Here is a 14,741-nt window from a genome sequence, read left to right as displayed (position 1 = left end):
GCTAAACCTTCAACAATATTACGGGTACCAGGTCGCCGGGCTGGGTTTTCCCATGGTCCAGCGGCAGGTGAATGATGGCGGAAATCCCCACCAGCGACGCGACGAAATGCGACCCCATGCCGCCGGGAATGACCGGGTGCACATCACCCTCCGTCCAATCGATTGCGCAGGGAATGAACAGGTCCCGACCCTTGGGCGCCTTGATGTGATCGTGGGAGGGCAGCATGAGCCGAGCCTGCTGCGCTGCAGCCTGCGGGGGAATGCCCGACAGCACCCGGACCAGCGGCATGACAAAAAGGTAGAAACACACGAACGAACTCACCGGGTTTCCCGGCAGGCAGATCACGGGTGTGCCATTCACCCGGCCCAGGCCCTGCGGTTTCCCCGGCTGGATTTGTACCGGCCCAAACCACATGTCCGTCGCGCCCGAGGCGGCAGGGTTCGTCAGTGCTTCCTTCACAACGTCGAACGCGCCCGCCGACACCCCGCCCGACGTCACCACCAGGTCGCATTCCCGGCTCAACGCATCAAGCTGCTTGCGGAACGTGGCCGCATTATCGTTCACCACCACCGACCGGACCTTCGCAACCCCCTGCTCCCGCAGCAGTTCCGCCAGCATCGGCCGGTTCGAATCCGGGATCGTTCCCGGGCGCAGCTGATCCACCGAATCGACCGACGCCACCAGCTCGTCACCCGCGGAAATCACCGCGACCGTCGGCCGATCATAAGCTTCCACCGAGGTCACCCCGGTGGACAGCAGGGAAGCGATCACCCCCGCGTCGATCACCGTCCCGGTGTGGGCAATGATGTCGCCCACCTGACAATTCTCCCCCCGGTGTCGAATATGTGTGCGATCATGGTGTGCGGTGGTTATCACGACCTTATCCGGTAGGGCCACCGCGCCGGCCGGAACATTAGTGTCCTCCACCGGCACCACCATGAGCCCCTCTGTGTTCACCGGCGTGGGGGCGCCCGTCATGATGCGCACCGCAGTCCCCGGCGCCACATCAACCGGGGTTTGACCTGCGGGAATATCCCCACTGACCGGCAACTCCCACGGGCTATCACCCGCCGGCAGGTCGGCCGCCCGCACTAAAAACCCGTCCATGGCCGAGTTGGAAAATGGCGGCACCGGCAGATTCGCCCGGGCATCCGCGGCAAGAACCAGCCCCGCCGACTCCTCGGTCGCCACGGTCCGGGTGGCGGTGGGCTTCCCCACCGCAAGTACCGCCGCCAGGTGGTCGGATAGGCTCCGAAACGGAACACCATGATGGTCGCACGAATGATCCTGTGCCATAAAATCTCCCTATAACATATGGTGTGGGGTGGTTGTAGGCGTTCCAACCACCGGGTTGATGATTGCTCTTTTTTGATGTTAGCCACCAATGGCGGACATGGTGCGACTCGGCTGCACAAATCGCGGATCATTAATACCATGACCAGCCTTTTTCCGCCACATTGCGCGCACCCAAGATGCCGCGAGCTCCGCATCCGATGCTCCCGCGCGCATCATGTCTCGCAGCGACGTCTCCTCATGCGAAAACAAGCAGCTCCGAATCATCCCGTCCGTGGTGAGCCGGGTACGGTCGCAATCTCCACAGAACGGGTGCGTGACCGCGGCAATCACCCCAATCTGCCCACTCACCGGCCCGGACGCGGTAGTCCCGGTCACATCCCACAGTTGGGCCGGTGCCGCCCCCCGCGGCTTCGACGACGCAACCAGCGTAAATCGGTCCCGGAGCCGGCGGATAATATCCTCGGCGGTGACCAGCGTCTTCCGATCCCAACTATCCCGCGGCCCTAACGGCATGTGCTCAATAAACCGCAGTTGCAGCCCCCTGTCGAGACAATATTCGGCCAGCGGAAGAATGGCGGTCTCGTTCACACCAGGCATAATGACCGCGTTGATTTTCACCGGCGTCAACCCGGCCGCAAGGGCAGCGTCGATGCCGGCCAGCACATCACGGTGCCGATCCCGCCGGGTGAGGGCGGCATACTGGTCGGCGTCGAGAGTATCGAGGGAAATATTGACCCGGTGCAGCCCGGCCGCCTTCAATTTGGCGGCGCTTTTATCCAGGCCCAAACCATTCGTGGTCAGCGCGGTTGTCACAGGCTCACCCGTGTCGGCGGTGAGCGCGGCGGTAGCGGCAATAATGGATTCCAGACCCCGCCGAAGCAGCGGCTCCCCACCGGTGAACCGCACCTGCCGGATACCAAGCATGGTCACCGCAAGGGTGATGAGTCGAATCGTTTCGTCGTCGTCAAGCGTGTTGGGGCGGGGAATCCACTCCAGGCCGTCGGCAGGCATGCAATAAGTGCAGCGAAGATTACACCGGTCAGTGAGCGACACCCTGAGGTCCCGGGCGACCCGGCCGAACGTATCCTGAAGCCGCCACACCCCAAGATCATCGCGTTTTTCTTCAAAAAATTCGGTGGGTGCGGTCCGTAACGTAGGAAATGGAAGTCGACTGCGCATAATACCTAAACATTAACGAATTGAAGTGCTTGTCGACGATTCTACGTCGACTGACCCGGCCCCACCAGCGCAATCACCGAATACTCACCATTTGCTAAATGCTGACGCAAATCAATCTTGTCGAACTTACCCACCGACGTTTTATCAATCGAATCCACAAACGTCCAATACTCCGGCAGCATCCACGACGGAAAACTCTCCCGCAAATGATCCCGCAACTGCTCCGCCGTGTCTCGATCACGCGGCACGCCATCCGCCACCACCGTCACCGCCAACGGCCGCTCACCCCATTTCTTATCGGGGTAACCAATAACCGCGCACTCCACTACCGGCTTCGCCGCCATGATCTCATTCTCCAACAATGCCGAATAAATCCACTCCCCACCAGACCGAATCACATCCCGGGCCCGATCATGAATCGTCAAATACCCATCCGCCGACACCGAACCCACATCCCCAGTGTGCAGCCACCCATCCGCCGTAAAATGCTCCTCAATAACCTCCTCATCATTAATCTCTGCCCCCCGAAACACCGCGGCCGCGCCCGCACCATCCTGCGCCGGCGAATGATAATACGACCCGGTTACCCAATTACCCCGCACCTGGATTTCCCCCTGGTTCCGGTCCGACTGCGCCACAATCTCCCCATCATTGACCACCCGATACTCTATCGACGCCGGAAACCGGCCCTGGCTAATCTGGTACGCCCGGCGCGTCTTCCCCGAAACCCCCGCCGGGGGGCGCGCCACCGTGCCCACCGCGGACGTCTCCGTCATGCCCCACACGTGCACAATATCCACACCATAACGCTCCTCCCATAACTTCATGAGAATCGGCGGCACCGCCGAACCGCCTGAAAAAATCTCCTGCAAACTCATGCGCTCCGGGGGAGTGCGCATATAGTGCACCATGAGCTGAATCCAAATCGTCGGCACCCCATGGGCCACCCGCGGGTGGCATGCAGCAATCAGGCTCGCCAACCCCTCCGGGGACACGTCCGCGCCGGGGAACACCAGGGGTGCCCCCGACATGAATGCGGCAATGGGCACAAACCAGCTCAACACGTGATAAATCGGCACGCAACAAAGAAACGACTGGCCAGTCTCAATCGCCATGGAATCCGTGGTCCGCAGGCTTAACACCTGTAAATATATGGACCGGTGCGAATACGCCACCCCCTTGGGTGCGCCGGTTGTGCCTGTTGAATAGCATAATGCCGCCGCCGTGGTTTCCTCCAGTACCGGCCAATGGTAGACCGTCGACTGCCCGTCGAGGAGGGTTTCGTACGACACGCAGGTGATTGGGTCCGGAATGAACCGTGCCGCGGCGGAAATATCGGCCCGCCCAATAAACACCACGGTTTTCACCGTCGGGCAGCCCAGCGCTAAAATCGCCCCCAATTGTTTCGCCAACCGCTGGTCGCAAATGATCACTTCGTCTTCCGCATGGTTGATAATGTGCGCAATCTGGTCGTTCATTAATTGCTTATTGAGCGGGTTAAACACTGCTCCCTTGCACGCCACCGCAAAGAATGTCTCCACATGTTCCGCACAGTTAAACATGAGCGTTGCTACCCGTTGGTCGCCGGTGATCCCCAACCCATGCAGCGCATGCGCCAATGCCGCAGCCCGCGCCGCGATTTCCGCAAACGTTGTTTCCTGCATCGCCCCTGACTCCCACGTGGTTACCTTACAATCGGCAAACACCGTGGCCCCATAAGTGAGAATCCGCGAAAGATTCAGCGGTAAATCCTGCATCGTCGAAAGCATGCTACAAACTCTAGTAAAAATCCCAATAACCACAACGTGACCACCCACCAAACCCGCCGCTAACACAGCATAAATACTGAAAATACCCCAACGAAAACCAGGCACTTTTTACCTGCGGTTTAAGGTGCGCTACACTATTAGCCAGAACGTTCCTACGCAATCACTTGCCGTTCTTTAACTACACATACGGCGTATGCTCGACATAATCCCGCTCCGCCCCAGCCCCGCTTGCCTATAAGCGGTCCGCCGCCCGGTGGAGAAAGTCCGTGAAAAAGAACGACAACGCGTTCACAAAAGTTTTCTGCGTACCCTGCTGGTGAGCGCCCACCTGCCCACCGGCCGACACAACGGCGCTAGCCAACCGCTCACCGGGCCACCGGAAAACCCAGGAAGTTCATGACGCTTGGGTGGAAACACCTTTCCGCCCCAAGCCGCGGACGGCCGTGTACCCACACGACCAATGACCTAAAAATACACATGGGAGCTTCCAGCTTTAGCCACATCGTTACTGGCACGCCCTAAAACAAACACTGCCGCCACTCTTCGACGATACAGCGCACCAAACCAGCTGGTGAAGCAAATGAAAGGACATCTGTGACCACAACAGATAACGGCGCACCGCGAAATCTCGCTGCAATGCGTCTACCCGAGCTGCGCAAACTCGCAGCCGACCTCGGACTTAAAGGCGTATCCGCCCTGCGCAAAGGGGCGCTCATCGCCGCCATCACCAACGCTTCCGGCGACAGTCCCGCACCGGCGGCCGACGCCAACGCCGCAAAGCCCCGGCAAACCCGCACCCCACGTCGGAAAGACACCAAGCCTGTCGACGACGCCCCAGCGGCAGAAGCGGACAACGCGCTTGAGGCCTCGGAAGACCATAAACCCCGCCGGCGCCGCGCCGTCCGGACCGAACACCCAGGTGATGGCCGGGCCGGCGACGACACAGCAGACACCAACACCACATCGGAAGACACCCATGATGGTGACACCGAGGGGGAGACCCGCTACGAATCCCGCTCCGCCCAACGCCGGGCCCGACGCAACCGGGCCCGCCGGGAAGAACGCGAAAACCGGGGCGATCGCAACGAACGGCGGCAACATTCCCGAACCGACACTGATGATGCCAACACCAGTGACAACGCAACCACCAGCGGCGACGCCGACACCGAGGCTGATTCCGGCGACAACCACGACCGTTTCGACCGGGGCAGCGACCGGACAGACCGTAACGATCGAAGTCAACGCTACGACCGAAACGATCGCAATGATCGTAACGATCGGGACGACGACCGCCGGGGCCGACGCGGCCGCCGTAACCGACGCGGCCGTGACCGAGACAACGATAACTACGACAACGACAATCGCAACGACAACCGGGATAACCAAAACAGCCGAGACAACCGCGACGATCAACTCCAAGTCGTCGCCGGCATCCTCGACGTGGTCGACAACAACGTGGCATTCGTTCGCACCTCCGGCTACCACGCCGGCCCCGCCGACGTCTACGTCAATAGTCAAATGGTGCGCCGCCTCGGTCTCCGCTCCGGTGACGCCATCACCGGCTCCGTCCGCATGACCGACACCAACGACCGGTACAACAACAATCGGGGCCGCAACCGGCAAAAATACAACCCCCTGGCCCGAGTCGACTCTGTCAACGGCATGACCGTCGAGGAAGCTAAAAACCGGCCCGAGTTCAACAAACTCACCCCGCTTTACCCCAACCAACGCATCCGGTTGGAAACCGAACCTGGTATCCTCACCACCCGCGTAATCGACCTCATTATGCCCATTGGTAAAGGTCAACGCGCACTCATCGTATCTCCCCCGAAGGCCGGCAAAACCACAATTTTGCAAAACATTGCCAACGCCATCGCCACCAACCGGCCCGAATGCTACCTCATGGTTGTGCTTGTTGACGAACGACCCGAAGAAGTCACCGACATGCAGCGCAGCGTCAAAGGCGAAGTCATCGCCTCCACATTCGACCGCCCACCGGCAGAACACACCGCCGTGGCCGAACTCGCCATCGAACGAGCAAAACGCCTGGTGGAACAAGGACAAGACGTAGTAGTGCTCCTCGACTCCATCACCCGATTGGGTCGCGCCTACAACAACTCATCCCCCGCATCCGGCCGAATCCTCTCCGGTGGTGTCGACTCCAACGCCCTCTACCCGCCGAAACGATTCCTCGGTGCCGCCCGAAACATCGAAAACGGTGGATCGCTCACAATCATCGCCACCGCCATGGTCGAAACCGGCTCCGCCGGTGACACCGTGATCTTCGAAGAATTCAAAGGCACCGGCAACGCCGAACTCAAACTCGACCGCAAAATCGCGGAACGGCGCGTCTTCCCCGCAGTAGACATCGGACCATCCGGCACCCGCAAAGACGAACTACTGCTCGCCCCCGAAGAAGCCCGGGTCATGCACAAACTCCGCGGCATCCTGTCCGTGCTTGATAACCAACAAGCCATCGACACATTGATCGCGCAGCTCAAAAAGTACAAGACCAACGGGGAATTCCTCGCCCAAGTGGCGGCACAGCGAGCCTTCATGAGCAATGGGGAGGACTAAAAAACACGATGGCTAGCCAATCTCATCAGGTTTCGGCAGTAGACGACATCGTTTCGGAATACCAAGGCATCGAAGCCCAAATGTCCGATCCGGAAACCGTGGGGGACCAAGCACTGTTTCGAAAACTATCGAAACGGTATTCGGAACTGCAGCCCATCATGAAGGTGAACACTGCCCTGGAACAGGCCCGCGCCGACCTTGCCGACGCCAAAGAAATGGCCTACGAAGACTCCGAATTCGCCCCCGAAGCCGACCGCCTCGCCGGCGAAGTAGTCGAACTCGAAGAAAAACTCGCCGACCTCCTCGCCCCCCGCGACCCCCACGACGGTGACGACATCGTCATGGAAATCAAAGCCGGCGCCGGCGGGGAAGAAGCAGCCCTCTTCGCCGGTGAACTCGTACGCATGTACCAACGCTACGCCGACAAACACGGATTCAGCACCGAAGTGCTTGGTCTATCCGAATCCGACCTGGGCGGAGTCAAAGACATGACCTTATCCATCCGCTCCAAACAACCGTCCCGCGACGGCGCCTGGAGCGTCTTCAAATTCGAAGGCGGCGTACACCGAGTCCAACGCGTACCCGTCACCGAATCCCAAGGCCGAATCCAAACCTCCGCCGCCGGTGTTCTCGTCTACCCCGAACCCGACGAAATCGCCGCCGTCGAAATCGACGACAAAGACATCCGTGTCGACGTTTACCGATCCTCCGGCAAAGGCGGCCAAGGCGTCAATACCACTGACTCCGCGGTCCGCATCACTCACCTGCCCACCGGCATCGTCGTCACCTGCCAAAAAGAGCGATCCCAGATCCAAAACAAGGCCCGCGCCTTGCAAGTGCTGGCCGCCCGACTCCAGGCACTAGCGGAAGAACAAGCCGAAGCCGAAGCCGCCCAAGGTCGAGCAGCCCAAATCCGCACCCTCGACCGATCCGAACGAATCCGCACCTACAACTGGCCGGAAAACCGGATCTCCGATCACCGCATCGGATTCAAGGCAAACAACCTCGACTCCGTGCTCAACGGCGACATGGAAGACCTCTTCACCGCGCTCCGAACCGCGGAACGTGCCGCCCGACTCGAAGCCGAATAAGAACAGGTTCACACACGTGCACGAAATACTGCGCGTAGCGGAGGCCACCCTGGCAGCAGCCGGCGTGGCCTCCCCACGTCACGACGCCCACACACTCGCCGCCCACCTCATCGGCACCGACCCACTCACCGTGCGGCTCATGTCACCAACCGACCTCCCCGCCACCTTCCACCACGACTATGCCGAACTCATCAGCCGGCGCGCCCACCGAGAACCCCTCCAACACATCCTCGGCACCGCCCCCTTCGGCCCCCTCACCCTCACCGTCGGACCCGGAGTATTCATCCCCCGACCCGAAACCGAACAACTCGCCGACTGGGTCGCCACCCACCTTGGCAACACCCCCAACCCGCTCATCATCGACCTCTGCACCGGCTCCGGCGCCATCGCCGACTACCTCGCCCACGCCCGCCCCGACGCCAACATTTACGCGGTAGAACTCTCCCCAGAAGCACTCACCTACACCCACACCAACCTCGACCCCCTCGGCGTCACCATCATTGCCGGCGACGCCACCAACCCCACCCTACTCGAACACCTGAACGGGAAAGCGACGGCGGTAGTCACCAACCCGCCCTACGTACCCCACACCACCGACCTCCAACCAGAGGTTTATGCCGACCCGCCCATGGCAGTCTTCGGCGGCGACACCGGAATGGACGTCATCACCCGGCTCATTCCCACAGCCCGGCGCCTCCTCGCGCCGGGGGGAGTGTTCGCTTGCGAACACGACGACACCACCGGGCCGGACGTCGTAAAGCTCGTGGCAGAAGCGGGGCTGCGCCAGGTAACGCAGCACCAGGATTGGGCGGGGCAACCCCGGTTTGTGACGGCGATTTGTGACAGTACGGACTAAGCTGTGAGAATTATAGCCGCGAAAGCGAAGACCATAACCACCACGATGTGACATAAGGAAACCTACTGTGAGCAGGATCTATAGCTGCACTGATACCGGAGAAATTCGTAGCCTGGGCATTAAGGCCGCCGTGGGCGCCGTGAAATCTGGCCGCCTCGTGGTACTTCCCACCGACACCCTCTATGGGTTAGGGTGCGACGCCTTCGACAACGACGCGGTGGCCCGGCTGTTGGCCGCCAAAGATCGGGGCCCGGATATGCCCGTGCCGGTGCTGGTCGGCAGTTGGGATACCGCCCGGGGCCTGGTGCATTCCTATAATGACCAGCTTCGCACCCTCATCGAGGCCTTCTGGCCCGGTGGTCTTTCAATCGTGGTGCCGCAAGCCCCCTCGCTGATGTGGAACCTGGGGGACACCCGCGGCACGGTCATGCTGCGCATGCCACTCCACCCCGTCGCCATCGAATTATTGCGCGAAACCGGTCCCATGGCGGTGTCTAGCGCGAACATTTCCGGTCAGCCCCCGGCAACAACCGCGGCCATGGCGGAGGAACAATTGGGCGATAAGGTCAACGTTTACCTTGACGGTGGGGAAACCTCGGTGGGGGTGGCATCCTCCATCATTGATGTTTCCGGCGACCAACCACGGCTCTTGCGCGAGGGTGCCATCCCCGCCACCCGCATCGCCGACGTGCTTGGCGTTGCCCCGGAAACCCTCACCCCAGCAGCCCGCACACCGGAGAATTCGCGCTAAATGGGTGCGGGTGCAGGCGTCCCCCTCCGGGAACTCGGACTTGTGCTGCTGGTGGCCTTGTCGCTGGCGTACCTCACCACCGGGGTCATTCGGTATCTCATGGTCCGGTCAAATTGGATGACCGAAATCCGCGACCGTGACGTTCACACCATCCCCAAGCCTCGCATGGGTGGGGTGGCCATGTTTACCGGGTTCATTGGGGCAGTGTTCCTGGCCGACCAATTGCCGGCCCTCACCCGCGGTTTTCAACCCATCACCCCGGAAATGAACGCGGTTGTCGGTGGTGCGGTCATCATCGTCATGCTGGGCGCTATCGACGACCTGTGGGAGCTCGACGCCCTCACGAAGATCATCGGCCAACTCTTGGGTGCGCTCATCATGAGCATGTTGGGGCTGAACTGGACGCTGCTTTATATACCCTTCGGCGATGGCACCACGGTGCTGCTCGACCAATTCTGGTCGGTGGTGATTACGGTGCTGTTCACCGTGACCTTGATTAACGCCATTAACTTTGTGGACGGACTCGATGGGTTAGCGGCCGGTCTGGGCATGATTGCCGGCGGGTCGATTCTCCTGTTTTCGCTCACGATTTTGCACGATCAGGGTGGCATGGTGTCCGCATACCCGCCGGCGATCATCGCGGCAGGATTGGTGGGCGTGTGTGCCGGCTTCCTACCACATAATTTTGAGCCGTCCCGGATTTTCATGGGTGACTCCGGCTCCATGCTCATCGGGTTTCTGCTGGCTGCGGCATCAACATCGGCGAGCGGCAAAATCAACATGGGGCTGTATGGGGCGGTGGACATGGTGGCGTTATTATCGCCCATCATTGTGGTGCTCGCGGCGGTGGCGATACCGCTGCTGGACCTGGTGATGGCGGTGGTGCGTCGGGTGCGTAAAGGGCAATCGCCGTTTAGCGCGGATAAAAAACACCTGCACCATCGGCTTTTAACGTTGGGGCATTCGCACCGGAATGTGGTGTTGCTGCTGTACACATGGGTGTTTGTGGTGGCCGTGGGGGCGGTTGCGTATTCCATGGTTCCGCCGCTGTGGGCTACCATCGGCCTTGTGGTGGCGTTGATTTTCGCTACCTTGGCCACCCGCGGGCCGGTGAAGCGGGCCAGGGCAGAGTTGCCGCCGCGGCCCAGGCGGGTGATTAGCCACCGACCTCACATACTTCACCGGGAGAAACCACCCCCGGAGGTTTCGACGGCCCCGGAAGTTCCGGTGGCTCACGAGGTGGTGGATTCCGGGCCGGCGGCTCTTGAGACTATGGATTCCGGGGTGGCGAACCATGCTGTGGTAGCCGGTGAGACGGTAAACCGCGAGGTGACGCGGCCTAGTGCGACGCATAGGGTGGCTAACCATGATGCACCACATTATGACAAGTCGAACCGTAATATGCCGGGTGGTGAGGAAACTTTAGATGAGGCTCCGGAAACCTCGTAGAAATTATGGTGGGGCACGATCGGTTTCAACGAATACCCTGGGGTTGGGTAGGATTGCCGTTTGTGACTAGCAAAAATGATTTAGGGCTACAAGAACGTGACCAGCATGATTTCGATGATCACCGACGTCCACTAGTGCGTGCATTGCGGCTGGGTTCGTTCGCCCTGCTGGTGGTGACCATCATCTCGCTCATGAGCTGGGGTGGTTACCAAGGGCTACCGGGAATATGGGGGGTACTCATCGGTGCCGCCATGGCTGGGGGATTCCTTCTGGTGACGGTGGTGAGCATGTTGTTTACCGCATCAACTACGCCGACAACCACTGGGGCGGTGGTGCTTGGCACGTGGCTGCTGAAGATCATTGTGGTGTTCCTGGTACTTGTGCTGATCCGGGACCTGGAGTTTTACTCGCATGCGGCATTTTTCGTCACCTTGCTGATGACGCTCATTGTGGTGTTGGTAACCGAAGCGTACGGAGTGATGACGTCCCGCGTGACATATTTATCTGCATAAATGTGGTAATTATGCATTATTAATGCTTGACGACGCCCAAAGCTGCAGGCCTGCAACCACCAATTATTCGCGTAATCGGACTGTATCAAATGCTCTAAATTCTGGATTGGGGCGGGAATGAAAGCATGGCGCATTCACTATACTTGTGGGGGAAGAGTCGACAATTTTCATTCAGCAAATTTCTACTCCATCGAAAGGCTAACCCCTAATGGGTGGGGAATAAGGGGGGTGGCGATGATGGGTGATGTAGGGAATTGATTACGGTTTTGTAACACAATTGCAAGGTAAGTTTATGGCCCTATGGGGTAGCGATCAAGTCATCTTTGGCTGGTTGCCCGGGGTGGTTATGGCCGAAAATTGAGGTGAATAGTTCAAAAAACGGGGGTAGTCAATCACCCCCGTTTTTACCTGTGTCCCAGGTCACTTTTTAGGGTTCGTGCCTGTTCATGTGGGGTGAGTATCGTGGGGGTGATTTTTATCGGGGATTATGTGGGAAATATCGGATTTATGCTGCTATTCTAATCGGTGGGTTCATCAGGAATATCTGCTTCCTATCAAGGGGTATTCCAAGCATAATCCCCTGTGGCCGCCATGCTGATGTGCGACGGAGTCCGTGGTGGTTGCAGTGAGTTTACAGACATCCATCGCACCGTGAGAATCTTTCATTAGAATTCTTGCGGCCCGAACACGGGAGAGAACGCTGAGCGTTACAACATTATCCTTGGAGGGGGAGTTTCACGCACCCTCAATAGGGGAGTTTTTCCCGGGTGAATCGGCCAACGAATTCATTTGGGAAGACACCATTACCGGTGGCTGGTTTTCCCTCGACCGTATTATGTTGGTCCGGTTGTTGGTGGCTGCGATTATGATCACTTTCTTCGTCGTGGCGATGCGTAAACCCAAGATTATTCCTAGTGGTTTACAAAACGTCGCGGAGATCATGCTCGACTTTGTCCGAATTCATATTGCGGAAGAAATTCTCGGTAAGAAGGAAGGCCGCCGATTCCTCGCCGTTTTGGTGCCCACTTTCTTCCTTGTCTTATTCCTCAATTCCTCTTCGGTCATTCCATTCCTAAACATTTCCTCCAATGCGCGTGCTGGTATGCCATTAATTTTGGCTTTGTTTGGGTATATCGCCTTCATCTATGCAGGTGTAAAGCGGTATGGCTTTTTTAAGTACATGAAGAGTTCGGTGGTTATTCCCAACCTTCCGGTGGCTCTCCATCTGCTTGTTATTCCGCTGGAATTTCTTTCCACCTTTATTCTGCGTCCCGCTACGCTGACTATCCGTTTGTTGTCCAATATGCTGGTTGGGCACATCATTCTGGTGTTGCTGTTTAGCGCAACCAACCTGTTCTTCTGGCAACTGAATGGTTGGACGGCATTATCTGCAGTCACCTTGGCGGCAGGTATTGCATTCACACTCTTTGAGTGTCTGGTGATTTTCCTCCAAGCGTATATTTTTGCCCTGCTGGTGGCCGTGTATATCGATTTATCGCTGCATGCGGACGAACACTAACCTCAAAAACTCACACACTCATCGCCCTTAATGCTTAGGGGCACTTTAGAAGGGAAATACATTCTCATGAATGAACTGATCCTTGCGCAAGCCGCTGAATCCGCTACGCACGGCAATATCGCAACTATCGGCTATGGTCTGGCCGCCATTGGCCCCGGCATCGGCATTGGCATCATAGTCGGTAAGGCGCTCGAAGGTATGGCACGGCAGCCGGAAATGGCCGGTACGCTGCGTACCACCATGTTCTTGGGTATCGCTTTCGTTGAGGCACTCGCCCTAATCAGCCTGGCCGCTGGTTACATGTTCACGTAAACCACCTTTACTGCCACTACACGAAAGTACGAGATTCATGACGAATATGATCAGTTATCTGGCCGAAGGCAGTAGCAGTGGTGCGATTAACCCGCTATTGCCGACGACCTACGATATTGGTTGGTCCATCGTCGTACTCTTAGTTGTTGGACTTTTGTTCTGGAAACTGGTGCTCCCAAGTTTCTTGAAAACACTTGCCGAGCGAGAAGAGCTCATTAAGAGTGGCATTGAAAACGCCGAAAAAGCTCAAAATGAAGCCAAGGCTGTGCTCGAAAAGTACAACAAAAAGCTTGCCGACGCCCGCATCGAAGCCGCCGAAATCCGCGAAGCCGCCCAAGAAAAGGGCAAGCAGATTGAAGCCGAGATGAAGGCAAAAGCAACTGAAGAGAGTGCACGCATTATCGAAAATGGCGAAAAGCACCTGGCTGCCCAGCGCGAGCTGGTTGTGGCGGAGTTGCGTCGTGAGATGGGGCAGAACGCCATCAGTCTTGCTGAGGCTCTGGTTGGGGAACAATTGTCAGAGAACGTGAAACGCTCCGGCAGTATTGATCGGTTCCTCGACGACCTTGATTCCATCTCTGCTAAGTCAGCAGGAAAGTAGGCATACATGCACGCAGCAAGCCGCGAAGCGCTGGAAACTGTTTCCGAGTATTTCGACACCACGTCGAAAAATAAGGAAAAGCCAGTTGCCGTAGCCGCACAGACTGGCGCTGAGCTGTTTGACGTCGTTGAGCTTCTCGATGGGGATCGGGCATTACGCATCACCATTGCCGAAGCCTCTCTGGCTGAAGAACAGCGCGCAGAAGTTGTCTCTGCTGTGTTTGCCGGAAAAGTGTCCCAGTACACCTTAGAGCTGCTCATTATGGCAGCTCGCCAGGTGTGGTCGACTCCGAAGGAAATGCGCACCGGACTGGTGACGCTGGGACGACGAGCACTATTGCGGGCCGCCGAGCACCAAGGCCAATTAGAGCAGGTAGAAGAAGAACTCTTTCGCCTGTCCCGGTTGCTACTCAAACAACCAGAATTGAGCCTACTGCTTGACGACCAGAGTGCGGATCCCGTCGCAAAGCGAGATCTGCTGGCAAAAGTGCTGTACGGCAAGGTGACCGCGGTAACGGAAGCCTTAGCACTGCAAGTCATTGGCCGCCCTGAACGTAATGCCATCGACGATGTGAATGCCCTATCGGAGTATGCCGCCGCACTTCGCGGCCACAAGGTAGCAGTTGTAACCTCGGCAAATGCTTTAACAAAAGCACAACACCAGACACTGGCCACCAAGCTGGAAGGCATTTACGCGTATCCGATGAGTTTGCACACCGAGGTTGATCCCAGCCTCATTGGTGGTGCAATTATTCGAGTCGGTTATGAAGTCATTGATGGCAGCACTTCGGGTAAAATCGCCCGACTGCGCGCCCAACTCGTGTAATAC

Annotated in this window: 12 protein-coding genes and 1 pseudogene; 10 read left to right on the top strand and 3 right to left on the bottom strand. The window is 58.2% G+C overall.

Going from position 1 to position 14,741, the window contains the following annotated elements; translation table 11 throughout:
* Position 1 precedes the first annotated feature (1 nt).
* The 3 genes from HBA49_RS07190 to HBA49_RS07180 all read right to left on the bottom strand — a co-directional run bounded on the left by HBA49_RS07190 (position 2) and on the right by HBA49_RS07180 (position 4,245).
* Positions 2 to 1,297 (bottom strand): molybdopterin molybdotransferase MoeA, encoded by a 1,296-nt coding sequence (locus tag HBA49_RS07190; RefSeq protein WP_005527086.1) that lies wholly within the window; start codon positions 1,295 to 1,297, stop codon positions 2 to 4.
* Positions 1,298 to 1,375: 78 nt separating this feature from the next.
* Complete coding sequence (moaA, locus tag HBA49_RS07185; protein WP_005526942.1) at positions 1,376 to 2,476, bottom strand: GTP 3',8-cyclase MoaA; 1,101 nt, start codon at positions 2,474 to 2,476, stop codon at positions 1,376 to 1,378.
* A 41-nt stretch (positions 2,477 to 2,517) separates the two neighbouring features.
* Positions 2,518 to 4,245: a long-chain fatty-acid--CoA ligase gene (locus tag HBA49_RS07180; protein WP_040432241.1), complete on the bottom strand. Its 1,728-nt coding sequence runs from the start codon at positions 4,243 to 4,245 to the stop codon at positions 2,518 to 2,520.
* A 594-nt stretch (positions 4,246 to 4,839) separates the two neighbouring features.
* On the opposite strand from HBA49_RS07180, the gene rho reads away from it, so the two are divergent.
* The 10 genes and pseudogenes from rho (at position 4,840) to HBA49_RS07130 (ending at position 14,738) form a co-directional block, all read left to right on the top strand.
* Positions 4,840 to 6,822, top strand: a complete 1,983-nt coding sequence (gene rho / locus HBA49_RS07175) for a transcription termination factor Rho (RefSeq protein ID WP_005527091.1) — start codon at positions 4,840 to 4,842, stop codon at positions 6,820 to 6,822.
* Positions 6,823 to 6,830: 8 nt separating this feature from the next.
* Positions 6,831 to 7,913 carry a peptide chain release factor 1 gene (gene prfA, locus HBA49_RS07170; RefSeq protein WP_005523250.1) on the top strand — a complete coding sequence of 361 codons (1,083 nt, stop codon included), beginning with the start codon at positions 6,831 to 6,833 and terminating at the stop codon, positions 7,911 to 7,913.
* Positions 7,914 to 7,929: 16 nt separating this feature from the next.
* On the top strand, positions 7,930 to 8,769 hold the full coding sequence (gene prmC / locus HBA49_RS07165) for a peptide chain release factor N(5)-glutamine methyltransferase (RefSeq protein ID WP_005527229.1): 840 nt from the start codon (positions 7,930 to 7,932) through the stop codon (positions 8,767 to 8,769).
* Between the two features lie 67 nt (positions 8,770 to 8,836).
* Entirely contained in the window at positions 8,837 to 9,520 is a 684-nt protein-coding gene (locus tag HBA49_RS07160; protein ID WP_005527013.1) for an L-threonylcarbamoyladenylate synthase, read from the top strand.
* Positions 9,521 to 10,672, top strand: a pseudogene (locus HBA49_RS07155) (MraY family glycosyltransferase); the annotation flags it as partial. It lies immediately after the preceding gene.
* 302 nt (positions 10,673 to 10,974) lie between these two features.
* Positions 10,975 to 11,481: a Cg1360 family ATP-synthase-associated protein gene (locus HBA49_RS07150; protein WP_005527323.1), complete on the top strand. Its 507-nt coding sequence runs from the start codon at positions 10,975 to 10,977 to the stop codon at positions 11,479 to 11,481.
* Positions 11,482 to 12,202: 721 nt separating this feature from the next.
* Positions 12,203 to 13,000: a F0F1 ATP synthase subunit A gene (gene atpB, locus HBA49_RS07145; protein ID WP_005527208.1), complete on the top strand. Its 798-nt coding sequence runs from the start codon at positions 12,203 to 12,205 to the stop codon at positions 12,998 to 13,000.
* A 66-nt stretch (positions 13,001 to 13,066) separates the two neighbouring features.
* Entirely contained in the window at positions 13,067 to 13,312 is a 246-nt protein-coding gene (locus tag HBA49_RS07140; RefSeq protein ID WP_005526963.1) for an ATP synthase F0 subunit C, read from the top strand.
* A 37-nt stretch (positions 13,313 to 13,349) separates the two neighbouring features.
* The gene (locus HBA49_RS07135; protein WP_005523241.1) at positions 13,350 to 13,913 is read left to right on the top strand and encodes a F0F1 ATP synthase subunit B; all 564 of its coding nucleotides are present in this window, start codon (positions 13,350 to 13,352) and stop codon (positions 13,911 to 13,913) included.
* 6 nt (positions 13,914 to 13,919) lie between these two features.
* A complete protein-coding gene (locus tag HBA49_RS07130) occupies positions 13,920 to 14,738 on the top strand; it encodes a F0F1 ATP synthase subunit delta (protein ID WP_005523240.1) in 819 nt (272 codons plus the stop codon).
* Positions 14,739 to 14,741: the final 3 nt, after the last annotated feature.

It is taken from the genome of Corynebacterium matruchotii, assembly GCF_011612265.2.
GTDB classification, from domain to species: domain Bacteria; phylum Actinomycetota; class Actinomycetes; order Mycobacteriales; family Mycobacteriaceae; genus Corynebacterium; species Corynebacterium matruchotii.
This window is presented reverse-complemented; position numbering and strand designations above follow the sequence as displayed.